Source organism: Minwuia sp., assembly GCF_048263705.1.
In the GTDB taxonomy this organism is placed as follows: domain Bacteria; phylum Pseudomonadota; class Alphaproteobacteria; order Minwuiales; family Minwuiaceae; genus Minwuia.
The window spans coordinates 114,420-138,939 of sequence record NZ_JBLXDV010000006.1; the positions used below are offsets into that span (position 1 = coordinate 114,420).

At 63.9% G+C, this 24,520-nt stretch carries 24 protein-coding genes; 14 read left to right on the top strand and 10 right to left on the bottom strand.

Annotated features, from left to right (window positions below; genetic code table 11):
* Positions 1-3: 3 nt before the first annotated feature.
* Positions 4-960: an arginase gene (gene rocF / locus ACN0X7_RS10555; protein WP_417516928.1), complete on the top strand. Its 957-nt coding sequence runs from the start codon at positions 4-6 to the stop codon at positions 958-960.
* Positions 960-2,027 (top strand): ornithine cyclodeaminase, encoded by a 1,068-nt coding sequence (locus ACN0X7_RS10560; protein ID WP_417516930.1) that lies wholly within the window; start codon positions 960-962, stop codon positions 2,025-2,027. Before rocF ends, ACN0X7_RS10560 begins: the two co-directional genes overlap by 1 nt.
* Here ACN0X7_RS10560 and ACN0X7_RS10565 read toward each other — a convergent pair whose 3' ends face one another.
* From ACN0X7_RS10565 to ACN0X7_RS10575, 3 genes are all read right to left on the bottom strand, one after another.
* A complete protein-coding gene (locus ACN0X7_RS10565) occupies positions 2,028-2,876 on the bottom strand; it encodes an SMP-30/gluconolactonase/LRE family protein (RefSeq protein WP_417517212.1) in 849 nt (282 codons plus the stop codon).
* A gap of 13 nt (positions 2,877-2,889) precedes the next feature.
* Positions 2,890-5,163, bottom strand: a complete 2,274-nt coding sequence (locus ACN0X7_RS10570; RefSeq protein ID WP_417516932.1) for an arylsulfatase — start codon at positions 5,161-5,163, stop codon at positions 2,890-2,892.
* Positions 5,164-5,232: 69 nt separating this feature from the next.
* The gene (locus tag ACN0X7_RS10575) at positions 5,233-5,427 is read right to left on the bottom strand and encodes a helix-turn-helix domain-containing protein (RefSeq protein WP_417516934.1); all 195 of its coding nucleotides are present in this window, start codon (positions 5,425-5,427) and stop codon (positions 5,233-5,235) included.
* Positions 5,428-5,550: 123 nt separating this feature from the next.
* On the opposite strand from ACN0X7_RS10575, the gene nhaA reads away from it, so the two are divergent.
* Both nhaA and ACN0X7_RS10585 read left to right on the top strand, forming a co-directional pair.
* Complete coding sequence (gene nhaA / locus ACN0X7_RS10580) at positions 5,551-6,750, top strand: Na+/H+ antiporter NhaA (protein ID WP_417516936.1); 1,200 nt, start codon at positions 5,551-5,553, stop codon at positions 6,748-6,750.
* Between the two features lie 88 nt (positions 6,751-6,838).
* The gene (locus ACN0X7_RS10585; RefSeq protein ID WP_417516938.1) at positions 6,839-7,768 is read left to right on the top strand and encodes a ketopantoate reductase family protein; all 930 of its coding nucleotides are present in this window, start codon (positions 6,839-6,841) and stop codon (positions 7,766-7,768) included.
* A 4-nt stretch (positions 7,769-7,772) separates the two neighbouring features.
* Here ACN0X7_RS10585 and ACN0X7_RS10590 read toward each other — a convergent pair whose 3' ends face one another.
* The gene (locus tag ACN0X7_RS10590) at positions 7,773-8,630 is read right to left on the bottom strand and encodes a shikimate dehydrogenase (RefSeq protein ID WP_417516940.1); all 858 of its coding nucleotides are present in this window, start codon (positions 8,628-8,630) and stop codon (positions 7,773-7,775) included.
* Positions 8,631-8,725: 95 nt separating this feature from the next.
* On the opposite strand from ACN0X7_RS10590, the gene ACN0X7_RS10595 reads away from it, so the two are divergent.
* The 3 genes from ACN0X7_RS10595 to ACN0X7_RS10605 are packed head-to-tail and all read left to right on the top strand — an operon-like array spanning position 8,726 to position 11,770.
* Positions 8,726-9,496, top strand: a complete 771-nt coding sequence (locus tag ACN0X7_RS10595; protein ID WP_417516942.1) for an SDR family NAD(P)-dependent oxidoreductase — start codon at positions 8,726-8,728, stop codon at positions 9,494-9,496.
* 4 nt (positions 9,497-9,500) lie between these two features.
* Positions 9,501-10,943 carry an MFS transporter gene (locus ACN0X7_RS10600; RefSeq protein ID WP_417516944.1) on the top strand — a complete coding sequence of 481 codons (1,443 nt, stop codon included), beginning with the start codon at positions 9,501-9,503 and terminating at the stop codon, positions 10,941-10,943.
* Between the two features lie 35 nt (positions 10,944-10,978).
* Positions 10,979-11,770 carry an SDR family NAD(P)-dependent oxidoreductase gene (locus ACN0X7_RS10605; protein ID WP_417516946.1) on the top strand — a complete coding sequence of 264 codons (792 nt, stop codon included), beginning with the start codon at positions 10,979-10,981 and terminating at the stop codon, positions 11,768-11,770.
* 15 nt (positions 11,771-11,785) lie between these two features.
* Here the strand turns inward: ACN0X7_RS10605 and ACN0X7_RS10610 are convergent, their stop codons facing one another.
* Positions 11,786-13,063 carry a DEAD/DEAH box helicase gene (locus tag ACN0X7_RS10610; protein WP_417516948.1) on the bottom strand — a complete coding sequence of 426 codons (1,278 nt, stop codon included), beginning with the start codon at positions 13,061-13,063 and terminating at the stop codon, positions 11,786-11,788.
* Between the two features lie 266 nt (positions 13,064-13,329).
* On the opposite strand from ACN0X7_RS10610, the gene ACN0X7_RS10615 reads away from it, so the two are divergent.
* On the top strand, positions 13,330-13,701 hold the full coding sequence (locus ACN0X7_RS10615) for a hypothetical protein (RefSeq protein ID WP_417516950.1): 372 nt from the start codon (positions 13,330-13,332) through the stop codon (positions 13,699-13,701).
* Positions 13,698-14,006 (top strand): type II toxin-antitoxin system RelE/ParE family toxin, encoded by a 309-nt coding sequence (locus ACN0X7_RS10620; RefSeq protein ID WP_417516952.1) that lies wholly within the window; start codon positions 13,698-13,700, stop codon positions 14,004-14,006. Before ACN0X7_RS10615 ends, ACN0X7_RS10620 begins: the two co-directional genes overlap by 4 nt.
* A gap of 14 nt (positions 14,007-14,020) precedes the next feature.
* Here ACN0X7_RS10620 and ACN0X7_RS10625 read toward each other — a convergent pair whose 3' ends face one another.
* The gene (locus ACN0X7_RS10625) at positions 14,021-15,739 is read right to left on the bottom strand and encodes an N-acyl-D-amino-acid deacylase family protein (RefSeq protein WP_417516954.1); all 1,719 of its coding nucleotides are present in this window, start codon (positions 15,737-15,739) and stop codon (positions 14,021-14,023) included.
* Positions 15,740-15,887: 148 nt separating this feature from the next.
* Between ACN0X7_RS10625 and ACN0X7_RS10630 the strand changes: the two genes are divergently transcribed.
* Positions 15,888-16,691, top strand: a complete 804-nt coding sequence (locus ACN0X7_RS10630; protein WP_417516956.1) for a glycine/sarcosine/betaine reductase selenoprotein B family protein — start codon at positions 15,888-15,890, stop codon at positions 16,689-16,691.
* 24 nt (positions 16,692-16,715) lie between these two features.
* Here ACN0X7_RS10630 and ACN0X7_RS10635 read toward each other — a convergent pair whose 3' ends face one another.
* From ACN0X7_RS10635 to ACN0X7_RS10645, 3 genes are all read right to left on the bottom strand, one after another.
* A complete protein-coding gene (locus ACN0X7_RS10635) occupies positions 16,716-17,585 on the bottom strand; it encodes an ion transporter (protein WP_417516958.1) in 870 nt (289 codons plus the stop codon).
* Positions 17,586-17,676: 91 nt separating this feature from the next.
* Positions 17,677-18,270 (bottom strand): TetR/AcrR family transcriptional regulator, encoded by a 594-nt coding sequence (locus tag ACN0X7_RS10640; RefSeq protein ID WP_417516960.1) that lies wholly within the window; start codon positions 18,268-18,270, stop codon positions 17,677-17,679.
* 22 nt (positions 18,271-18,292) lie between these two features.
* Positions 18,293-19,621, bottom strand: a complete 1,329-nt coding sequence (locus ACN0X7_RS10645) for a phenylacetate--CoA ligase family protein (RefSeq protein WP_417516961.1) — start codon at positions 19,619-19,621, stop codon at positions 18,293-18,295.
* Positions 19,622-19,703: 82 nt separating this feature from the next.
* Here ACN0X7_RS10645 and ACN0X7_RS10650 point away from each other — a divergent pair, with 82 nt between their 5' ends.
* The 4 genes from ACN0X7_RS10650 to ACN0X7_RS10665 all read left to right on the top strand — a co-directional run bounded on the left by ACN0X7_RS10650 (position 19,704) and on the right by ACN0X7_RS10665 (position 22,882).
* Positions 19,704-20,987 (top strand): aromatic ring-hydroxylating oxygenase subunit alpha, encoded by a 1,284-nt coding sequence (locus tag ACN0X7_RS10650; protein ID WP_417516963.1) that lies wholly within the window; start codon positions 19,704-19,706, stop codon positions 20,985-20,987.
* Positions 20,987-21,463: an aromatic-ring-hydroxylating dioxygenase subunit beta gene (locus tag ACN0X7_RS10655; RefSeq protein WP_417516965.1), complete on the top strand. Its 477-nt coding sequence runs from the start codon at positions 20,987-20,989 to the stop codon at positions 21,461-21,463. The genes ACN0X7_RS10650 and ACN0X7_RS10655 overlap by 1 nt, the downstream gene beginning before the upstream one ends.
* 14 nt (positions 21,464-21,477) lie before the next feature.
* Positions 21,478-22,269 (top strand): enoyl-CoA hydratase/isomerase family protein, encoded by a 792-nt coding sequence (locus ACN0X7_RS10660; protein WP_417516967.1) that lies wholly within the window; start codon positions 21,478-21,480, stop codon positions 22,267-22,269.
* A gap of 76 nt (positions 22,270-22,345) precedes the next feature.
* The gene (locus ACN0X7_RS10665; protein WP_417516969.1) at positions 22,346-22,882 is read left to right on the top strand and encodes an amino acid synthesis family protein; all 537 of its coding nucleotides are present in this window, start codon (positions 22,346-22,348) and stop codon (positions 22,880-22,882) included.
* 7 nt (positions 22,883-22,889) lie between these two features.
* Here the strand turns inward: ACN0X7_RS10665 and ACN0X7_RS10670 are convergent, their stop codons facing one another.
* A complete protein-coding gene (locus ACN0X7_RS10670; RefSeq protein WP_417516971.1) occupies positions 22,890-24,476 on the bottom strand; it encodes an MHYT domain-containing protein in 1,587 nt (528 codons plus the stop codon).
* Between the last annotated feature and the right edge of the window lie 44 nt (positions 24,477-24,520).

The window sequence follows — 24,520 nt, forward strand, 5'->3', positions numbered from 1 at the left end:
CAGATGAGTCGAACCTGTCACCTTCTCGGTGCCCCGGTCCAGTCCGGGGCCGGCCTGCCGGGCTGCCAGATGGGGCCGGAAGCCCTGCGGACGGCCGGGCTTGAGGAAGTCCTGCAGCAGCTGGAATGGGAGGTCACCGATCTGGGGGACATCGGTCCCGACCGCGGACCGGAACCCAGCAGCCCGAACCCGGTGCTGCACAACCTCGCCGAGACCGTGGACTGGATCAGGACCCTGTCGGAGGCGGCCTATCGTGTCGGCAGCAATTGCGACGTGCCGATCTTTCTGGGCGGCGATCACAGCCTGTCGGGCGGCACCGTGCCGGCCATGGCGCGACGTGCGGCGGACAATGGCCAGCCCCTGTTCGTGCTCTGGCTGGACGCGCACCCCGACCTGCACACGCTGGGATCGACCACCAGCGGCAACCTGCACGGCACCCCCGTTGCCTATTTCACCGGCGCCGAAGGCTTCGAATCCTTCCCGCCCCTGACGGCAACCGTCGATCCGAAACACATCATGATGATGGGCATCCGTTCGGTCGATCCGGCGGAGTCCCGGCGCATTCAGGAACTGGGCATGGATGTGATCGACATGCGTGCCATCGATGAACGGGGCGTCGTCGCGCCGTTGCGCCACTTCCTCGAACGGGTTGCCGCGGAGAACGGCCAGCTTCACGTCAGCTTCGACGTGGACTTCCTGGACCCCGCCATCGCCCCCGCCGTGGGCACGACCGTGCCCGGCGGACCGACCTTCCGCGAGGCGCATCTGATTACCGAGATGCTGGCCGACAGCGGCCTTGTCACCTCCCTCGATCTGGTTGAACTGAATCCGTTCCTGGACGAGCGCGGACGCACGGCGATGCTGATGACCGACCTGACCGCCAGCCTGTTCGGGCGGCGCATTCTGGATGGCCGCAGCCGCGATCTCACTTTCCGCCCTGAATACGGGAGCCACCGCTGATGTCCCATCCTGCCCCCTCCGATCTCGCCTTCGTGCCCTTCGTGTCGGTCGACAACATGATGCGGCTGGTCAACACGCTGGGCATCGAGAACGTCATTCGCGACCTGGCCAGTTACATCGAGGCCGATTTCCTGCGCTGGGAGGAGTTCGACAAGACGCCCCGCGTCGCCTCCCATTCCGCCGAGGGCGTGATCGAACTGATGCCGACGGCAGACGCCGAGCGCTATGGTTTCAAGTACGTGAACGGTCATCCGAAGAACACCAGGCAGGGCTTCCAGACCGTGACGGCGTTTGGCGTGCTGGCCGATGTAGGCAACGGCTATCCGCTGCTGCTGACCGAGATGACGGTGCTGACGGCGCTCAGGACCGCCGCGACCTCGGCACTGGTCGGGAAATATCTGGCACCGCAGAACGCGCGCGCCATGGCCATGATCGGCAACGGTGCGCAGTGCGAATTCCAGGCCCTCGCCTTCAAGGCGATCTGTGGGATCGAGAACGTCCGCCTGTACGACGTCGATCCGGCGGCCACCGCGAAAGCCGTCAGGAACCTCAGGTCGAGCGGCCTGAAGGTGACGGCCTGCGATTCATCCATGGAATGCGTGGAAGGCGCGCAGATCATCACCACCTGTACCGCCGACAAGCAGTACGCCACGATCCTGACCGACAACATGGTCGGCAGCGGGATCCATATCAACGCCATCGGCGGCGACTGCCCAGGGAAGACGGAACTGCACCGTGATATCCTGTCGCGTTCGGACGTCTTCGTGGAATACCCGCCCCAGACCCGCATCGAGGGCGAGATCCAGCAGATGCCGGACGATTTCGCCGTGACGGAACTCTGGCAGGTGATGCGCGGCGAGGCACATGGCCGACGGTCGGACGATCAGATCACCCTGTTCGACAGCGTCGGATTCGCCATCGAGGATTTCTCGGCGCTGCGCTTCATCCACAACACGATCGCCCGGCATCCTGCCTTCAGCGAACAGCTGGACATGCTGGCCGACCCGGACGATCCGCGCGACCTGTTCGGCATGGTGGAGCGCCGGCGCGTCGGCGAGGCCGCCTGATCAGGGCAGCCCGGCCCCGGCGACATCCACCTCGACGACCTCGATCGCACCGACACCGGCATCGGCTGCGGCCTGACCGCTGTCGATGTTGGTGATGATGAACAGGTGTTTCCGGTCCGGGCCGCCCAGCATGCAGGCATAGGCACCCCGGTCACCGAAGCCGATCTCGTCGGTAACGCGACCGCCTTCCAGAAGCCGCACCACCCGGTTGCCGCGCGGGTCCGCGACCCAGATCGCGCCTTCGGCGTCCAGACAGATTCCGTCGGGCACGCCGCCCTCCATTTCAGCCCAGAGACGCCGGTTCGACAGGCTGCCGTCCCCGGCAATATCGAAGGCCGTCAGCCGCGCGGCGAAGGTCTCGCCGACGACCAGCGCCCTTCCGTCCGGCGTGATCACGGTGCCGTTCGGGAACATCAGATCGTCGGCAGCACGGTGCACCGCGCCGTCCGGATCGACCCGCCACATGCTGGTGGTTTTCGGATCCTGGCCCTTGTGCCGCTCGAACCCGAAATTGCCGATATATGCCCGCCCCTTGGCGTCCACGACCATGTCGTTGCAGGGCGCCGAGACCCGGTCGGACAGATCAGCAACCTCGCTCAGGCTTCCATCGTCGAAACGGAGCAGCCGCCGGTCCAGCATGGACACGATCAGCAGCCGTCCCTCCGCATCCCAGCCCAGTCCGGATGGCTGGCCGGGTACCTCGACAATCGTTTCGACGGCCCCGTCAAGATCGACGGCGCGCACGTGATGGGCATAGAAGTCCGAATACCAGAGCCGGCCGTCACGCCAGCGTGGCCCTTCCCCGAACTTCAGACCTTCGACCAGCGTTTCCGGCTTGCGTTGCATGATGTTCCCGCCCTCCCTATTGCCGGGTCATGGCGGCGCGCGCCTGGGCCCTGATATCGGCTTTCCGATCCTTCTTCGTCGCAACCTCCGGCAACTGGAAGACGACCCGCGCGATCTCGCCCGAATAGATGAACGGTGCCTGATAGTCGTCCGTGACCGGCGCGTTGGACCGTCCAAAATCCATGCCCGTCGAGGAGATGATCCTGAGCAGCAGCGGAACGTGCGCGGTTCCCGCCGGCGCCCCGTCGATCTTCATCTCGACGTCGGCGGACTGGTCCTGATTGCGGGTGACCTCGACCAGAATTTCCCGGCGACCTGACGGCAACGCCCCTGACGCCTCGATCCGGCTGTGACTGCGGAAACAGTTGTAGTCGAAGACCAGTCGGCCATCCTTCACGAACAGCGCGAAGCCGGAGTTCGGGGTGCCGCGCGCAAGAATCGCTCCGTCGTTTCCATCGTGGACGATTTCCGCGGTGATCGTGAAGCTGCGCGCCGGGCTGGGACAGGCGTCGGCGACGATGTGCGCGATGGGCGGCAGATATTCATAGCGGCGGCGCGCCGTCGGCGAACCCGGCAGGCGCGAGGCCCGGAACAGCATTCCGGCGCCCCGGTCGTCGAGCGGCAGCGCACCGTGTTTCTCCGCCTCTTCCCACCAGAGTGCCTTCATCTCCGCCAGCTTCTCCGGCATCTCAGCGGCCAGATCGGTACATTCGGAGAAATCCTCGCTGAGATGATAGAGTTCCCATACGTCGTCATCGAAAGGTGTGCCGCGACGGTGCCGTGTGACCGCCTTCCAGCCATCCTTCCAGATCCCGCGATGGCCCAGCATTTCGAAATACTGTACCGAGCGCGCTGGGGAGGCGTCGGCATCGGTGAACGTCTCCGCGATGCTGCTGCCGTGCAGCGGCATCTGATCGACGCCATTGACCTGTTCGGGCATGCCGACGCCGGCGACGTCGAGAATGGTCGCCGCGATGTCTGTGGCATAACAGAACGGTCGGCGGATCCCGCCCTCCTGCCCCTTCAGGTGGTCTGGCCAATGTACGATCAGCGGGTCGCGCACACCGCCGCCGTGGGTGTTCTGCTTGTACCATTTCAGCGGCGTGTTTCCGACCTGCGCCCAGCCCCAGGGAATGTTGGAATGGCTCTTCGGACCGCCGATCAGATGCAGGTGGTCCATCACCTCATCGACGTTCTCGGGCAGCGCATTGAAATGCCGCATCTCGTCGAAAACGCCGGTCGACTGTCCTTCCTGGCTCGCGCCATTGTCCGACATCACGATCAGCAGCGTGTTGTCCAGCTTGCCGATCTGCCTCAGGAATTCGACAAACCGCCCGATCTGGACGTCGGTGTGATCCAGCATCCCCGCAAAGGCTTCCTGCAGCCGGTTGGCGAAAGCCTTGTGATTGTCGGACAGATCGTTCCAGGGCTCCACGCCGGGATTGCGCGGTGCAAGCTGCGTATCTTTCGGCACGACCCCGCTTTCAAGCTGACGGGCAAACCATGCCTCGCGCACGTCGTCCCAGCCATCGTCGAAGCGCCCACGGTACTTGTCCAGATAGTCCTGCGGCGCGTGATGCGGCGAATGGGTCGAACCGAACGCCATGTACATGAAGAAGGGACGTTCCGGCACCAGACTGTGCAGGTTGCGGATCATGCCGATCGACTGATCGACCATGTCTTCCGAGAAGTGATAGCCGTCCTGCGGCGTGCCCGGCGGATTGATGATCTGGTTGTCGCAGGTGATCTCGGGGCTGAAGTGGTCGGTCTCGCCCTGCATGAAGCCGTAATAACGGTCGAAGCCCTTCTGCAGCGGCCAGTTGTGATAGGGTCCGGCGGCCGAACACTGGCTCATCGGAGCCAGATGCCATTTACCCGTGCAGAAGGTCGCATAGCCGCTCTCCCGCAGGACCTCGGCCACGGTCGCGGCCGATCGCGGCAGCGCGCCGCGCATGTTCGGATAGCCCGAGTCCATGTTGGAGATCGCGCGCATCCGCACCGCGTGATGGTTCCGCCCCGTCATGATACAGGCGCGGGTGGGCGAGCAGAGCGCCGTCGTGTGGAAGCTGGAATAGCGCAATCCGTTGGCCGCCAGCGCATCCGTCACCGGGGTCTCGATGGTCGAACCGTAGCTTCCGAAGTGAGAGAAGCCCGTGTCGTCGAGACAGATCAGAACGACGTTGGGCTTGCCTTCCGGCAGCACCGGGTCGGGCCACCACGGCTTTGAATCGGCCTCGAACTTCTCGATAGTGCCACCGAAATCGGGCTCTGCCGGATGTTTGTAGGTCATGCACAATCCTCCCCAGAACGCATGCCGGGTCGATTGTGCAGGCTCGGTCGCGGAACCGCAAAGGTCTTGTCAGCCGCTCTCGTCCGTCGGCCGGTTCGTGCGTGCCTCGACGAAGGCCTCAAGGTCTTTCTGGGCCACACGCCAGTCGCGCCCGAACTTGACCGCGCGCAGGGATCCATCATTGATCCAGCCGCGCACGGTCGTTTCCTTCATTTTCAGAAGGTCCGCCACCTCATGGACGGTGAGCATGGGTCGGGACAGCATTTGTCACTCCTTCATGGAGATCGTTTGTTTTTGTCATCTGATATAATTTAATATCAGTTTATTGATGTTTTCAAGCTTATTACTATGTAACTGCGAATATAAATTGTTTCTGAGGGTTTTGAGATGGTTGCGCGCACTCTGGAGAGGTTCATAAATCACGAGGCGTCCAGCGGCATATTCCTGCTGATCGCCGCCGCTCTTGCGCTGATGCTGGACAATTCTCCGCTGGCCTGGCTCTACGATTCGCTTCTGACGACGCCGCTGGCCGTTCAGGTCGGAAGCTTCGCCATCGACAAGCCGCTGCTCCTCTGGATCAACGACGGCCTGATGGCTGTATTCTTCTTTCTGGTGGGGCTGGAGATCAAGCGCGAAGTCATGCGCGGCGAGCTTTCCAGCCGTGACCGCATCGCCCTGCCCGGCGTCGCCGCGCTGGGCGGCATGGTCGTGCCCGCCCTGATCTACATCCTGCTGACCCGGAACAATCCCGAGCTTCTGAACGGCTGGGCGATCCCGGCGGCGACCGACATCGCCTTCGCGCTCGGCATTCTGGCACTGCTGGGATCGCGTGTGCCGATCGCGCTGAAGATATTCCTGCTCGCCCTCGCGATCATCGACGATCTGGGTGCGATCGTGATCATCGCCCTCTTCTATACGGCAGACCTCTCCACCTCCATGCTGCTGGGCGGCGGCCTCGCGCTGGCTGGCCTCGTGATCCTGAACCTGATCGGCGTGAAGAAGACCGCGCCCTACATCCTGATCGGCATCATCATGTGGGTGTTCGTGCTGAAGTCCGGCGTTCACGCCACGCTTGCCGGCGTCGCCCTCGCGCTGACGATACCGATGGGCGACGACAGGGATCACTCACCGCTGGAGCACCTTGAGCATGGCCTGCAGCCATGGGTTGCCTTCATGGTGATGCCGATCTTCGCCTTCGCCAATGCCGGGGTCTCACTGGCGGGCCTGAACATCGACATGCTGCTGCAGCCGCTGACGCTGGGCATCGCGCTCGGCCTGTGCATCGGCAAGCCCGTCGGTATCTTCGCCTTTGTCTGGGTTGCCGTGAAAGCCCGGATCACCCGGCTGCCCGATGGCGTGACCTGGGCGCAGATATTCGGTGTCTCGGCTCTGGCCGGCATCGGCTTCACCATGAGCCTGTTCATCGGCACGCTGGCGTTCGAGGAAGATCCCGCCGCCGCTGCCGGGGTCCGGCTCGGGGTGCTCGGCGGCTCGTTCATCTCCGCGATCGTCGGGCTGGCGATTCTCTGGCGGGCGATCCCGGGAAAGCTTGTCCCGCCGCCAAGTCCGGTCAATTCCTCGACCTGAGGGCATCGAAGATCTGAGCCTTGCGAACGTGGCCAAATCCGCTTCCCTCTGTCAGAAACGTTACGACTGACAGAGGGGAGTTTCGCGCATGAAGATCGCAGTCATCGGGACAGGGGCCATGGGCTCGGTATACGCAGCCCTGCTGGCGGATGCCGGCAACGACGTCCGGGCAATTGACGTCTGGCAGGCGCATGTCGATGCCATCAATGCCGACGGGCTGACCGTCGGAGGCGCGAGCGGTTCACGCACGGTCAGGACGGTTTCGGCATCGACCGACATTGCGGACGCCGGGCAGTGCGATCTCTACATCATCGCGACCAAGGCGTCGGGAGTCGGCGATGCGGCCAGATCGGTTGCCGGCGTCATGGGACCGGACTCCATCGTGCTCACCATCCAGAACGGTCTGGGTGCCGGTGAGCGTATCGCGCGGTACATGCCGACGGACCGGGTGCTGCTGGGCGTCGCCGCAGGTTTCGGCGCATCCATGAAGGGACCCGGTCACGCACATCACAACGCCATGAGCCTGATCCGCATCGGCGAGATCAATGGCGGGCTGTCGGAGCGGGTCGAGAAAATCGCGTCCGTCTGGCGGGACGCGGGATTCAACGTGAAGGCCTATGCCGATATCGAACAGCTCGTCTGGGAGAAATACATCTGCAACAGCACCTTCAGCGCGCCCTGCACGGTTTTCGACTGCACCATCGGCGAACTGATGGCCGCGCCGGACCTCTGGGCCATCGGGAAAGGCTGCGCGCTGGAGATCCACGCGCTGGGTCTGGCGAAAGGCGTGAACTTCAGCTTCGACGATCCCATCGCCTATGTGACCGCCTTCGGCGAAAACATGCCCGATGCCCGTCCATCGATGCTGCTGGATCATCATGCACGGCGGCCGTCGGAAATCGACGCGATCAACGGCATGGCCGAAGTGCTGGGCGCACAGTTCGATATCGCGACGCCCTTCAATCAGGCGATGACCGCCGTGGTTCGCCATCGCGAGAAGGCATTCCGGACGCCCTGAGCGATCAGTCGCCAAAGCACTCGAACGTACGGCGCATGGCGTCTGCATCGGGGCTGAGGCCTGTGAAATGCTCGAAGGCGCGCGCGGCCTGAAGCACGGCCATGCCGGACCCGTTCGATGCGCGGCAGCCCATCGCGCGCGCGGCGCGGAGGAACTCGGTTTCCATCGGGAAGTAGATGATGTCGACGACCCAGTGCGCCGGTTTCAGCCATCGGACCGGGATCGGCGTGCCGGGCAGCTTCGCCATGCCGACCGGCGTCGCGTTGACGATGCCGTCCGCGCACGCCGCAGCCTCTTCGACGTCTGCCGCGTCCAGAACCTGACGGCCCGGGAAACGTGCGTTGAGCGTGTCGGCAAGGGCACGGGCGCGAGCTGCGTCAGTGTCGGCGAGCATCAGCCGCTGAACGCCGACGTCCAGCAGCGCCTGCGCCACGGCCGCACCCGCCCCGCCTGCGCCGATCAGCAGCACATTCTCCCTCAGTTCGCCGCGCATCCCGACCTGAAAGCTTTCGCGAAAACCCCAGTAGTCGGTGTTGTAGCCGGCCAGCCGTCCACCCTTCATGACCACGGTATTGACGGCCCCGAGCGTGCGCGCGATGTCGGAAAGCTCATCGAGCAGCGGCACAACGGCCTGCTTGAACGGATAGGTGATGTTCAGGCCCGCATATCCAAGATGCCGGGCGTATTCCAGCAGATCGGCGAGTTCGGGCGCACGCGGTGTCATCCGTGCCGTATCGAGCAGCTTGTAGACCAGGGTCTGTCCCTGCCGGGCCGCTTCAGCCTCATGCATGGCGGGTGTCCGCGACAGCGCGATGCCTTCGCCGATCAGCCCGACCAGTATCGATCCCTGCCCTGGAGGCATTGCGGAATTCCGTTTGCTGTTCATGCCATTGAGCATGTGACCACGACGATGGTGCCTGTCTATAGTGCTCTGCATCAACTCGGGAGGAGCACCACATGGATCTGGGTCTTGAAGGCAAGGTCGCCATCGTCACCGGCGGCAGCGACGGACTGGGCCGCGCGACCGCGCACCGGCTGGCCACGGAAGGCGCAAAGGTCGTCATCTGCGGACGGCGCGAGGATCACCTGAAGCAGGTCGCCGCCGATCTGGAGAAGGACACCGGCGGCACGGTCGTTGCCGTCCGGGCGGACGTCTCGGATGCCGGCGACTGCGAGAACCTGGTCAAGGCGACCGTCGAGAAATTCGGCGGCATCGATATTCTGGTCAACAATGCCGGTGCGTCAGCCGCCGCCAGCTTCGAGACCGTCTCCGACGAGGCCTGGCAGGCCGACTTCAACCTGAAGGTCATGGGCGCGGTGCGTGTCACCCGCGCGGCCCTGCCCCACATCAAGAAGCGCGGCGGCGGTTCGATCGTCAATGCCGCCATTTCCGGCGGCAAGGCACCGCTGGCGAAATCGCTGCCGACCACCCTGTCACGGGCAGCCGGACTGAACCTGACGAAATCGCTGGCCAATGAATACGCCGCCGACAACATCCGCGTGAACGCGATCTGCATCGGGCTGATCAAGTCGGCGCAGTGGGACCGGCGCGCGACCGACAAGCCCGTCGACGAACTCTACACCGACATGGGACCGCGCATCCCCCTCGGACGTGTCGGCGAAGCCGAGGATTACGGCGATCTGGTCGCCTTCCTGTGCTCCGAACGCGCCACCTACATCACCGGCACGGCGATCAATCTGGACGGCGGCATGTGCGCGGTCCTCTGACCCGATGACAACCGCGATCAGTCCACCGTGTGACGAGACGCCCACGAACACCGGCGAGACAGTGCCGTGCCGAAGCAGGCGCGGCACCCTGATCGCAACCGTTCTGGGATCCAGTCTCGCCTTCGTGGTCGGCTCCATTGTGAATGTCGCCCTGCCCGCCATGCAACGGGGTCTGGAAACCGACGCCGCAGGGGCGCAATGGATTATCAACGCCTACCTTCTGCCGGTCGGCGCGCTGGTCCTGATCGGCGGGGCGCTGGGGGATCGCTACGGGCGCAAGCGCATTTTCTCGCTGGGGCTGATCATCTTTGCGCTCGCAACGGCGGCCTGCGCGGCCGCGCCCGACATGACATGGCTGCTGACTGCACGCGCCACGCAGGGCGTCGGAGCTGCGCTGCTCGCACCGAACAGCCTCGCCATTCTCTCGGCGACATTCTCGGGGGAAGAACGCGGCCGGGCCATTGGCACCTGGGCGGCCAGCGGCGCGATCGCGGGCGCCATTGCGCCGGTGCTGGGCGGTTGGCTGGTAGATATAGCCGGGTGGCGATGGGCATTCATCGTCGTCGCACCGCCGGCGATCGGTACCCTGTTGCTGGCGCGCTGGGCCATGGCGGAGAGCCGCGATACGCAGGATGCAGCACCGCTCGACTGGAAGGGCGCAGGTCTGATCACCCTTTCACTGTCCGCACTGGTCTGGGGTCTGATCGCCCTGCCGGAGCGCAGCCTGACCGACCCCTTCGTATTACTGGCCGGGTCGGGCGCACTTGGCCTGATGATCCTGTTTCTGATCGTGGAGAAGCGGCGCGGTGACGCGGCAATGATGCCGCTGGACCTTTTCGGCACCGCAAGCTTTACCGGCGTGTCTCTGCTGACCCTGTGCCTCTATGCGGCCATGGGCGGGCTGCTGGTGCTGCTGCCCTATACGCTGATCCAGTCGGCCGGTTACAGCGCGACCGCGGCAGGCGCGGCCATGCTGCCGATACCCATTCTGATCTCGCTTCTGTCCCGGACCACAGGCGGACTGGCCGAGCGCATCGGACCGCGCATCGTGTTGACAATCGGGCCTCTGATCGTGGCCGTCGGGTTTCTGCTGCTGACCCGTATCGGCCCCGGCAACACGGCCTACTGGCCGGACATCTTTCCGGGACTGGCTGCGATCGCAGTCGGCATGGCCATCAGTGTGGCCCCGCTGACCACGACAGTGATGAACAGCGTCGACGAGGACCATGCCGGCGTCGCCTCTGGCGTCAACAATGCCATCTCGCGCGGGGCAGGACTGATCGCAACTGCCATGCTGGGTTTTGTCCTGCTGGACGGGGTGGCATCGGGCGGACCGGTGGACCGGTTCTGGGCGGCAGCGCTGGCCGGCGCTGCTCTGGCGGCCCTGAGCGCGGTCGCCGCCGCCATCCTGATCCGTGTCACGGTCGCCGATGTAACCGAGAAATAACGCAAGACCGGCGTCGGTCGGGAAAGGAGTATGGAATGCAACTGGACGGCAAGGTCGCGTTGATCGTGGGCGCGGGACAGACGAGCGGCGACGGGATTGGCAACGGACGTGCGACCGCGCTGGCCTTCGCGCGGGAAGGCGCCCGCCTGATGCTGGCCAGCCGCTCGACAGGATCACTGGAGGAAACCCGCGACATGGTCCGGGCCGAAGGCTTCGAGGCCGAGATGATCGCCGCGGACATCACCGACATGGATGCCTGCCACGCCATGGTGAAGGCCACGACGGACGCATACGGACGCGTCGATGTCATGCACAACAATGCCGCCGTGGGATCGCACGAGGGCGACAGCGCGAACATCGATCCCGGTCAGTGGCGCGAGGTCATGGACATCAATCTGAACGGGGCGGTGTTTGCCAGCAAGGCTGTGCTGCCTGCCATGCGCGCGCAGAATTCGGGATGTATCACGCACGTCGGATCCATCGCCGCCGTCGCGAGCTATCCGATCATCGCCTACAAGGCGTCAAAGGCGGCACTGAACGAGTTCACACGCTGGCTGGCCTTCGAGAACGCGAAGTACAACATTCGCTGCAACGTGCTGCAGCTCGGCCTGATGGACACGCCGCTCGCCATCGAGGGGTATCACAGGGCCAGCGGCACGGATCGCGGCGTCCTGCGCGAGCAGCGCGCGGCCCAGGTGCCGATGGGACGGATGGGAACCGCATGGGAAGCCGCGTCGGCCGCCGTGTTTCTGGCATCCGACGCGGCATCCTATGTCAGTGGTGCCATCCTGCCGGTCGATGGCGCGATTGCGACAAGGATCGGCTGAGGCAGGCTCGGACGGCTATGCCGCCCGGCGCTGGCCGCCACGGCCTGAACGACCGCTGCCCTCGGAGGAGCGTTTGCCGCCGCCGTTGCCCTTGAAGCCGGGCTTGCCGCGGTGCGGCTTGTTCTGGGGCCGTCCGCCGCCGCCGTTCGGCTTGCGCTGACGCGGGGCGTCCATGCCGGGCAGACCGAAGGACTTGCCGATGGTGCGTTCGATATCGCGCAGCAGCGGCTTTTCATCCGGCGCACAGAGCGAAATCGCGACGCCGGACTTGCCGGCGCGCGCCGTCCGTCCAATGCGATGCACATAGGATTCGGGCACGTTCGGCAGCTCGAAATTGAACACATGGCTGACATCGGGAATATCGATGCCGCGTGCGGCGACATCGGTCGCTACCAGGATCTGGACCTTGCCTTCCTTGAAGCCGTTCAGCGTCCGCTGACGCTGGTTCTGGCTCTTGTTGCCATGGATGGCTTCGGCCTTCAGGCCCGCCTGCACCAGATGTTTGGTCACACGGTCGGCCCCGTGCTTGGTGCGCGTGAAGACAATCGCGCGATCCACGCTGTCATCCTCGACGATCAGCTTGGTCAGCACGTGACGCTTGTCGGCCATGGCAACCGCCATGACCTTCTGTTCGATCAGTTCGATCGGAGTGGCCGTCGGCGCAACTGAAATCTCGACCGGATCGGTCAGGAAGTCGGCGGCCAGTGCCCGGATCGGCTTCGGCATGGTGGCCGACAGCAGCGCCGTCTGGCGGTCTTTCGGCACCTTCGCCATGATCTTCCGGATCGCGGGAATGAAGCCCATGTCCAGCATCTGGTCGGCCTCGTCCAGGATCACAATCCCGGTCGATGACAGGTTCAGCGCGCCCGTGCTCATGTGGTCGAGCAGACGGCCCGGTGTCGCCACCAGGATATCGACACCGCGCGACAGGCCCTTGATCTGCGGGCCGGGCTTCACACCGCCCATGACGACGGTGCAGGAGATGCGCATGTGCTTCGAATACTTGCGGACGTTGTCGGCGATCTGCACGGCCAGTTCGCGGGTCGGCGCGACGATCAGGCTGCGGCAGGTCTTCGGGGCCGGACGGCCGCCTTCCTGCGCGAGATAATTCAGGATCGGCAGCACGAAGGCGGCCGTCTTGCCGGTGCCCGTCTGGGCGATGCCGACGATGTCGTGTCCGTCCAGCATGGCAGGAATGACCTGCGTCTGGATCGGTGTGGGTTCGGTGTATTTCTGGTCGGTCAGAGCACGGAGAATAGGCTCGGCCAGACCGAGTTCATTGAACTGTTTCAAGTGATATCTTTCATTGGCCGTCCGCCACGGGAACGCATCCGGTGTGGCGCGGCTGTCTTTCAGTTTTGGAGGCTTGCGCAGAACAGCGCCCCATGGGTTCAGCGATGCACCCCAATAGTCCGGTGCATCAGGTTCCGGCAGCGGTCCGAAGTTTCGTCTGGAAACCCTGTCGCGGAACTGCCCATCTGCATGCCCGCCAACGACCGTTTGGAAGCGGCGTGTTTCCTACGCGCGGGCTGCGATGTCCCCTAGATAAACGGAAATACTTGAAACGCAAGCACTTTGTGCAGCGCACAACATCTGATCGTACCAATACAGATGTTTTGATGGATCTTACATTGATCCAGAATATCCCTTATATTCCGGATCAGGAGCATATGACGATGAAAACCATGAACCTGTCTGTTCGACTGACCGCACCGCTGACAGCATTCGTCAGCCAGAGGGTCGGCGTCGAGGGCGACTATGACAACGCGTCCGAATATGTTCGGGATCTGATACGTCGGGACCGTGACCGGACTGAGGAGGTCGCTTTTCGGCGTCTGAAATCCACTCTGCGCGACGCCCATGCTGCCCCCGATGCCGACTATGTTCAGGTGTCCGCTGCGGAGGTTGTTGCACGAAACCGTTCGGAATGACCGACTACGCGCTCGGCCCTCATGCAAATGCGGCGCTGGACGACATCTTTCTGTACACGCGCGAACATTGGGGAGAGGCGCGGGCCGAACGATATATCGACGGCCTGTTCGGCAAATTCGAAGACATTGCCAACAATCGCATCATTTCTCAGAAGGTGCCGGAGGAGCTTGTGCCGGACTCATGGCGTTGCCGACACGAGCGCCATGTCATCTACTGGAAGCACCTGGCCGATGGCCGCGTGGGCATTTTCGCAATTCTGCATGAACGCATGCATCAGGCCGAACGTCTCGCCAAAAGCTTGTAGACTCCGTACCTGCGCTACTTGCGTTGCGGTCCCCGGACCAGCGCACCGGGCATCGCACCCGTCGGCTCGCCGCTCTCGAAGATCGGCTGGCCGGACTTGATGGTCATGCGGTAGCCGGTCGCCTTCTGGATCAGGCGGCGTGCGCCGGTGGGCAGGTCGAAAGCCATGCGCGGCGCGTCGATCCCCAGCGCGTCATAGTCGATCAGGTTGATATCGGCCCTGTAGCCCGGCGCGATGACGCCCCGATCGTTCAGACCGTGCAGTTGCGCGGTGCCCTGTGTCTGCTTGTGGACCAGCCATTCCAATGGCATCAGCCCGCCCTTCTTCCGGTCACGGCCCCAGTACGCCATGTTGAATGTCGGCAGGCTGACGTCGCAGATCACGCCGCAATGCGCGCCGCCGTCGGAGCCGCTGAAATGCGTGTGCGGCGCTTCCAGCATCTCGCGGATGGCGTCAAAGCCGTAGTCCGCGTAGTTCAGCAACGGGAAATAGATCAGCCCCCGCCCGTCGAATTCCAGCAGCGTGTCGTAGGCGATGTCCTCGGGCCGGCGGTTCTCGGTCTTCGCCCGTTCGGCGAAACATTCGGACCGGTCCGGCTCATAGCTCGGCGGATCGCCGAGGCGGAACATCTTGTGCCAGCCCTTCAGGAAGAAATCGGCCATCTCGCCGCCCTTGCCACCGGACTCCTCGGTGATGATCGCCTCGCGCACCGCCGGATCCTTCATGCGCGCGATGCGTTCCTCGCGGGACAGGTTCCGCAGCGCCCGGAACGAAGGCTTGCCCTGGAACGGATGCAGGCTGCCGTCCAGGCACAGCAGCAGCCCCGCCGTACGGCCCGAAACCTGCGCATAGACCTTGCCGCCGTCGGCGTTGGCGTCGGCGATGCCCTTCAGAAGCTCGCGGTACTTGCCCGGCGCCTCATCGTTCTGGAACAGCAGCAGGCTGACCGGCACGCCATAGCGGATCGACAACTCCCGGATCCAGCCCAGGTCCGGCTCCCCTTCCTTCAGGGCGAGGTCGGTCGCCATTTCCAGCACGCCGTGCCCGGCCCTGCGCATGCCGTCGGCTATGCCAAACATCTCGGCGGCGCCCGCCCACGTGCCGGGCACATATTCGCCCGTATTGGTCTTGTGAAAGATCGTCCGAGAGGTCGAGAATCCGAGCGCGCCCGCCTCCAGCCCTTCCTGCACGATGTCCACCATCTTCCGGATGTCTTCGTCGTTGGCGGTTTCCTCGGCGATGCAGCGGTCGCCCATGACATAGGCCCGCACCGCGCAGTGCGGCACCTGCGTGCCGATGTCGATCGCGCGCGCCTTCCGGTCCAGCGCATTCAGATAGCCGGGGAAGCTTTCCCACTCCCATTCGATACCGTCAGCCAGCGCAGCGCCGGGAATGTCCTCGACCGATTCCATCAGACCGATCAGCCAGTCTTCCTGATTGGGACGCACGGGCGCGAAGCCGACACCGCAATTGCCCATGACGACGGTCGTGCAGCCATGCCAGGACGAGGGCGTCAGATAGGGATCCCACAGTGCCTGACCGTCATAGTGCGTGTGGATGTCGACCCAGCCGGGCGCGACCATCAGGCCGTCGGCGTCGATCTCCCGCCGCGCAGGACCCTCGACCCGGCCGACCTCGACGATCCGGTCGCCTTCGATGGCGATATCGCCTGTGAAAGCTTCCGAGCCGGTGCCATCGTGGATCCGACCGCCGCGAATGATGATGTCATGCATGTGCTGCCTCCCCAGACAGAAGGGTGCAAAGGTATCATGCCGGTCGGCAAACGGTCCAGTTGCGCGGCGGCAGACCTGCCCCGCTTCGCCGGGCAGCCGCATTGCGCTAGACTGTCCGCAACCGCACCATCCGAGGGGGAGCAAGCCGATGGAACCCGTGAAATATGTCGACCGCCTGAACGAGAAATATCAGTCGCTCGGCTTCCCGCCGTATGAATGGACCGTTCTTGACGATGCACCGCTGACGCCGCTGACGAAGCCGCTCAGCGCATGCCGCGTGTCGATGCTGACGACCTCGGGCGCGTCCTGCCGCGGCGTGCCGGGGTTCGATCCGGACGCGCGCAACGACCTGAGGCTGGACGCGATCGCCAGCGACTGGCCGGAGGACGGCTTCGAGATCAACGACAACTATTACGATCACGCGGATGCCAGCGCCGACATCAACTGCCAGTTCCCGATTGCCCGGCTGCGTGAACTGGCCGCCGACGGGGTGATCGGAAGCGTCGCACCGCGTCTGTGGAGCGGCTTCATGGGCCGGATCTACAAGCGAACGGCAACGCTGGAGAAGGCAGCCGAGTTCGCTGCGGAACTGAAGAAGGATGGTGTGGACCTGCTGGTCCTCGTGCCGGCCTGCCCGCTGGATCACCAGACCGCCGGTCTGGTCGCGCGCACCGTCGAGGAGGCCGGCATTCCGACCGTGCTGGTCTCGACCGGACGCGATCTGTCGGCGCAGGTAAAGCCGCCGCGCACAGTCTTCGTCAACTTTCCCATGGGCAATGCCTTCGGGCGTCCCGACGACGCGGTCCAGCAGCGGCAGATACTGGAAGATGCCCTGAACCTGGCCGCCAACGGCACCACGCCCGGTGAACTGGTCGACCTGCCCTACGACTGGGGCGAGGAGGTCCGGGTCTTCTTCAAGCAGACCACCCGGGACTACCAGCTGAAGAAATAGCGTCCACCAGACTTTGTGCGGAACTCAGGGCTTCCCGGTTTCCTCTTCACCTTCCCGGACCGGCAGTCTCTCCGCGAGGCGTGCAACGTCCGCACGAAGGCCGACGAGTTCATCCAGCATGCGTGCACGCTCATCGTGGGCCACGGTTTCAGCTTCGCGGATGTCCGCTTCGTGCTGCGATTGCATGGCGTTGACGATCACTGCGATGAAAAGGTTCAGCACCGTAAAGCTGGTGAGCAGGATGAAGGTCACGAAGAAGATCCACGCGAACGGATAGACGTCCATCACGGGGCGCACGATGCCCATCGACCAGCTTTCCAGTGTCATGATCTGGAAGAGGCTGTAGGCGGACTCGCCAAGATTGCCGAACCAGTTCGGGAAGCTTTCCTTGAACAGTTTGGTGGCAATCACAGCGCAGATATAGAAAACCAGCGCCAGCAGCGCGATGATCGATCCCATGCCCGGTATCGCCTTCAACAGGCCGTGCACCACCTTGCGCATGCTTTCGACGCCAGAGATCAGGCGCAGCGCGCGGAGGATGCGCAGCGCCCGGAGCACCGACAGTCCGCCCTCGGACGGCAACAGGGCCACAGCAACGATGGCGAAGTCGAAGACATTCCAGCCGCTGCGGAAAAAGCCGCGCCCGTAGGCAAGAAGTTTCAGCGCAATCTCGATCACGAAGATCGCAAGCGCGGCCCTGTCCAGCATAAGGATGAGCGGCCCCGCAGCCGCCATCGCGGTCGACGAGGTCTCCAGACCGAGCGTCACCGCGTTCAGACAGATGACGGCCAGGATGGCACGTTCGAACGTCTTGTGTTCGACCAGCGCCTTGACCTTCATGCGTATGCGGGACAGACCGCCAGGCTCTGCGGCGCGCTGATCTTCAACGCTCATGATTGCTCCTCTGAGCACAGATTCGATGAAACTCCAGAATAGCTGGCTGCACCCGATGCACCAGCGGTTCGCAGAGCAACGGCCCATGCGGCTATTGCCGGGCCAGCACACCGTCAAGAAACGTATCGGCCGCCTGTTGAGCGTACAGATCGGGACCGACCGGACCATCGGGATCATACCAGACATAGGTGTAGTTGAGCATGCCGACGCACATCATGGTGCGGGCTGTCAGTTCATCGTCCGACACACCGGCCCCCATCAGATCCGCGATCAGGTTCCGCAGGATCTGCAGGATCTTGCGCTGCTTGGTGATGATAACGCGGCGACGGTCGGCATCCAGGTTCTGCAGATCGTGCAGCAGGACAATCTGCAGCGACTGGGACCTGGCATTGATGCGGACGAACTCGGTCACCGTGTTGCGGAAGCGTGCCTCGACGTCGCTGTCGATCGCCGCCGCCGCCCGCACGGACGCGGCCATCATGTCCAGATGCGCATTCAGCATCTCGTCCAGCAGCGCATCCTTGGAAGCGAAGTAATGGTACAGCAGGCCGCGCGAGATACCGTTCGCCTTTGCCAGGTCGCCGATAGAGGTGCTCGCGAAGCCCTGTGTCGCGAAAAGGTCGGCAGACCGGGTCAGGATGGCCTGCCGTACTTCGTCGTAATTCTTCGCCTGCGTGCGTGCCATGTGCTCCCGGTCTGCTCCTGCTCTATTCGTCGCGCACCAGTACCCGCTGCGCCTTGGCCTCGTAGCGGGGCAGCGTGCCTTCCGGATGGCATTCCACCGGCACCTTCAGCCCCAGCCGGCTGGTCAGGCTGCGCCCGACGGTCTCGGCGAGATCATCCGGTTTGCCGTTGTAGCCCTTCTCGTGCTCGATCGCGACCGTGAGGTGCTTCGGTGAACTGCCAGGCTGGTCGACATAGATCTGCCACGCCTCCTTCACGGTACCCGGCGTCGCGGCAACGACGTCTTCTACCTGTGACGGATAGACGATGACGCCACGTACCTTCAGCATGTCATCCGAACGTCCGATGATCCGCCCGATGGTCGGCAGGCCCCTGCGTCCGCACGGACAGTCATAGGGGTGCGCGGCCATGCGCACCAGGTCGCGGGTCCGCCAGCGCACGACCGGTGAGGCCTGCTTGTCCAGCGTCGTGACCACGATCTCGCCGATCTCCCCCGGGCCGACCGGCTTGAAGGTCTCCGGATCAAGAATTTCGGTCAGCACGGTGTCTTCGTTCAGCAGATGCATCTCGTCGCGGGCGTGGCTTTGGGGACAACTTGCGGCGATGATCGGCCCGCCCGCCTCGGTCGTGCCATAGGTGTTGAAGGTCATGAATCCCTCCGGCAGATCGGCTTCCAGTTCATCGCGGAAGGCGCGGCTGACCGACTGCCCGCCGATGACGGCGTGCTTCAGCTTCCAGTCCCGTTTCGGATCGATGCCCCTGTCGCGGGCCGTGCGGATCAGCGTCGCCAGAAAGACCGGCGAGACCGTCGCCAGCGTCCATGCCATGTCGCGCATCCATTCGACCACCAGATCGCTGCGCCCCGGCCCCACCGGGAAGTTGGTCATGCCCAGTTCCGCCATACCCAGGTCATAGGCCAGCCCCCCGACCCACAGGCCGAACCCGAAACCGTTGTAGCCCCGGTCGCCGGGCCGGACACCATGGCAGTGCAACTGCCGCGCAACCTGCCGCGCGAGCAGCCTGTGCAGATCGTCCGCCGTATAGCCGAACAGGACCGGCAGGCCGGTCGTCCCGGACGTCGCGCAGAATTTCTCGACCTGCGCCGCCTCGGTGCCCAACATCGGGAACGGATAGCGCTCCCGCAACTGGCTCTTCTCCAGAAACGGCAGACTGTCGAGCGCCTGCCTGTCAGCAAGGTCAGCGGGCTGCATGCCCGCCTGTCGGAAGTGCTCGACCCATTCCGCAGAACCGCCGAGCCGTTTGCCCAGCGCCGCCAGCTTTCGGTTCTGCAAGGCGATCAGGTCGTCGCGATCAAGTTGCTCGATTTCCGGATGCAGCATGTCTTCGGTCATTCTGATCTTCTCCCGTTGCGTCATGGGATCTCTCGTATTATAAACCGGACGATCATTCAATTATTAATCCTGTGAGTGAGCCATGACCATCGCCGCGCCCCGGACATCGATACCGGCATCGACCCAGACCGACTTCGGCAACCTGATCCGTGACGATCACGTGCATGGATCGCTCTATACGGATGTCGCGATCTTTCGGGAGGAACTAGCGAAAATCTGGTACCGGACCTGGGTCTATGTCGGGCATGAAAGCGAAGTGCCGGACCCGCATGACTTCGTGATGAAGGCCATCGGACCGCAGCCGGTGATCATGACCCGCGACTCGGACGGGAAGGTTCACCTGATCCAGAACCGCTGCCCCCACCGCGGCAATCAGGTCTGCACGCAAGCACGGGGCAACGCGCGCAGCTTCACCTGCCCGTTCCACAACTGGACGTTCGGCATAGACGGCGCGTTGCAGGCGTTTGCCTTCGCCGACGGTTATGAAACATCACAGATGGAAGGGTTGGGCATGGCCCCGGTTCCCCGTGTGGCAAGCTATCGCGGGTTTGTCTTCGGCTCCTTCGCCGCGGACGGACCCAGTCTGGAGGAACATCTGGGCGGCGCGGCGCAGACGCTCGACCGACTGTGCGATCACTCCCCCGAGGGCGAGGTCGAGATCACCGCCGGATTCCTGCAGCATCGCGTGAAGGCGAACTGGAAGTTCGTGCTTGAGAACGAAACCGATGGCTATCACCCCGCCTTCGTCCACGCCTCCATCTTCAAGGTCGCCGAAAGCGGCATCGGCAATCTGTACGGCTCTAGATCCACGGCCCTGACCCGCGATTTCGGTGGCGGACATACGGAACTGGACCTCAGACCCGAGTTCCGCAAGCTGGACCGGCCCATGGGCTGGTTCGGCACGACGCCCGAACGACTGCCCGAATACACGGCGGCCATGAACGGCAGCTACGGTGAGGCAAAGGCGCGGGAGATCATGGTGGACGGCACCCCGCACGTGATGATCTTTCCCAACCTGTTCGTGGCCGAAATCCAGATCTTCGTGCTGCAGCCCCGCGCCGTCGATGACACGATCCAGCATGTGACCGCCCTGCAGTTCAAGGGCGCGAAGGAGCTGAACCGGCGGTTGCGGCAGCAGACCATGGGCTCGGTCGGGCCCGCCGGGTTCCTGCTGGCCGACGATTCCGAGATGTACGAACGCACCCACCGCGGTGTGCAGTCGCTCGATCCGGAGTGGCTGTTCCTGGGTCGGGGCCGCCACCGCGAACGCCGCGATGACGACGGCTACATGGTCGGTCATGCAACCGACGAGGTGCCGTCGCGCGGGATCTGGCAGCATTATCGGTCGCTGATGGAGGCCGGGTGATGGACGACCGTCTGCTGCGTCGCGTGGAGCAGTTCATCTATGCGGAAGCCCGGCTTCAAGACGAACACGACTATGAAGCCTGGGAAGCGCTCTGGACCGACGACGCGATCTACTGGGTGCCGGCCAACGGCGGCGACATCGATCCGGAAGCGCAGATGTCGATCATCTACGACAACCGCAGCCGCATCGGCGTGCGTGTGCGGCAACTGATGACCGGCAAGCGCTACACACAGGAGCCGAAGTCCAACATTCGTCACTTCATCACCAATATCGAACTGCTCGACCCCGCGGACGATGATCTCACCGTTGGCTGCAACGTGATGGTCTACGAATCGAGCCTGCGCGGCGAGACCGTCTGGGCGGCCCGCACCACCTATCGGCTGCGCGACGAAGACGGGCACCTGCGCATGGCCCGCAAGAAGGTCGCGCTGGTCAACAGTGACCAGCCGCTCTTCACCCTGTCCTTCCTGATCTGACCGGAGACCGAACGATGTCCGAACCGAACGTCCTGCTGACCATCGAAGACCGCATCGCCCACATCCGGATGAACCGCCCGAAGGCGGCCAACGGCATGTCGGTGGAGATGCTGCGCGACTTCTACAATGCGGTCATGACCGTCCACGGCAGCGACGATGTCCGGGCCGTGGTCATCACCGGCGCGGGAAAGAATTTCTCAGCGGGCGGCGACATCCATGCCTTCCATTCGAAAGGCAAGGATCTGCCGGCCTATATCCGGCAGGCGACGGCCTATCTGCAGGACGCCATGCAGGCGCTGATGCGGCTGGATGCGCCGGTCATTGCCGCCGTGCAGGGCTATGCCACTGGCGGCGGCGGGTTCGGTATGGTGTGCGCGGTCGACATCGTCATCGCGGCCGACAGCGCCAGGTTCCTCGCGGGAGCCACCAAGGTCGGCATGGCCCCGGACGCGGGCACCACGGCCACCCTGCCCGCCATCGTCGGCCAGCGCCGCGCGATGGAGATCCTGCTGCTGAATCCGACCATGTCGGCAGCCGAGGCGAAGGACATCGGGATCGTCAATCAGGTGGTCGCCGAAGATGCGCTGCTCGATACGGCGATGACCCTCGCCCGCACCCTGGCGGACGGCCCGCCGCTGGCCCAGGCGGCGGTGAAGCGCGAGGTCCGCAACCATGCGAAACTGCCCGTCGAGGCCGTCTTGACCGAGGAGGCCCGCACGGTTTCGGAACTCTCCGGCACCGATGATGCGCTGGAAGGGCTGGCCTCCATGATCGAACGACGCCCGCCAGCGTTCACCGGCAGATAGCCGTCGTCTCCGTACGCCGGACTGGCGAGACATCGGCCGCCGTGCGAGGCTGATCGTCGTGCATCGGGAGGTTCAAATGAGCATTCGGAAGACCCTGATCCTGACCGAACGGGTTCTGGCCGAGGGTGGCATGGTGGCGGCCGCGCCGGTCACCCGTGTGGCCGGTATTGCGATCATCGCCAATCCTTTCGCCGGTGAGCCCGTCGAGGATCTGTCCAGCCTGTTCGATCTGGGCCACGATCTCGCCGGGCATCTGATGACCATGATGCTGCCGGCGCTGCCCGGTCCGGCCGTCAGCTACGGCAAGGCGGCGCTGGTCGGCGTGCATGGCGATATCGAGCACGGCCATGCGATGCTGCACCCGAAGCTCGGCAGGGCCATGCGGGAACCGATCGGTGGCGGCGAGGCCCTGATACCTTCGTCAGCGAAGGTCGGCGCGGCAGGTGCGACGCTGGATGTGCCGCTTGGCCACAAGGACGACGCCTGGTCGCGCGATCATTTCGACGCCATGCCGGTCTGCGTGCCGGACAGCCCGCGTCCCGACGAAATCATGCTGGTCATCGTGATCGCCGACGGCGGACGTCCCGCCCCGCGGACGGGTACCACAAGATAGCCGCCGATCAGGAAGCCGATGCGAGACGCGCTTCGGTCAGATTCATCGCCTTCCGGCACCGCACGAACCTGTCTTCGGGAAAGCGGACCTCGACTGTCGTGCCGACGCCGGGCTGGCTCTGCAGGTCCAGGCTACCGTCGTGCAGTTCGGCCATGCGGATGCACAACGGCAGTCCGAGGCCGGTGCCTTCATGTTCCCGGCTGAGCGAGTTGTCGACCTGACCGAAGACCTCCGTCGCCAGGGCGATGTTCTCAGGTTCGATCCCGACACCGGTATCGGCCACGCGAATGACAAAACCATCGCTGTTGACCAGCGCGCTCAGTGTCACACTTCCTCCCGGCCTGGTGAACTTGATCGCGTTGGAAACCAGGTTCAGCACGATCTGCCGCATCTTCGAGCGGTCGGCCCGCAGCAACGGCAGGCCGGCCTCGAAATCCGACTGCAACGTCAGGTCATTGTTGCTCGCCTGCTGATCCATCATGCGGCAGCATTCGGCGAGAAGCTCGGCGACGTCGATTTCCTCGTCATCGATCTTCATCTGTCCGGCTTCGATCTTCGAGAAATCCAGCACCGCGTTGATCAGCTGTAGCAGGTGCTTGCCGCTGTTCAGGATATCGGACAGGTATTCGTTGTAACTGGGATGGCCCAGCGGTCCCTTCGGCTCCATCTGCATCAGTTCGCTGAAACCGATGATCGCATTCAACGGCGTGCGCAACTCGTGCGACATGATTGCGAGAAACTGCGATTTGGACTGGCTGAGCGCCGCCGTTTCATCAAGCGCCTTGCGCAGGTCGCTGGACCGGGCCTCAAGCGCAGCCTGTGTCGTCTCCAGTTCCTCGACATAATGCCTCAGCCGGTCCTGTTCGCGCTGGTCGCGCAGATTGGCGAACTGGTCGATGAAGGCGAGCATCAGTGCGATGCAAAGCGTGACCGACGTCAGCGCGGCCACCGCAACCGCGAAGACAGTCCGTTCCAGTGTGGCCCAGCCCTGCAGGTCGGCCAGGGGATTGATCCTGATCTCGACGGCCGCCATGGCGATGAAATGCAGCGCACAGATGGCAAGCACCATCAGCCCGGTGAAGGCGGTCTCGTCGCGCCAGCCGGAACTCTTGCCCGCCAGGAAAAACGCGACAACCGACAACGAGATGCCAAGCACCAGGGCAGCGACGATATAGTTGGAATCCCAGACGATATGCACAGGTCCCTGCAGCGCATACATGCCGACGAAATGCATCGAAGTCACCGCGAGGCCCGCCGTCAGCCCCGCGAACAGAGGCTCGCCCTGTCTCAACAGCCAGAGCGCCGACGCGATGAAGACGATCGCAATCAGCGCGGACAGCAGGGTGACAGGCAGGTCGAACCCGATGGGAAGCGACGACCGGTAGGCCAGCATGCCGATGAAGTGCGTGGCCCAGACACCGACGCCGAGCGATACGGCAGCCGCGAGGAGCCAGAGATTGCTCCGGAAGCCGGCACCTCCGATTCGTCCGAAGAGGCGATATCCGGTATAGCAGGCGAGCAGACAGACCGTGGCGGCCAGCGCGACCAGAGCCAGATCATGCTCCACTGTCAAACATTCGATGATCCTGTTCATGGGCCGAACGTCCCACAGTCAGACTAATACGAGGTTAATCCGAA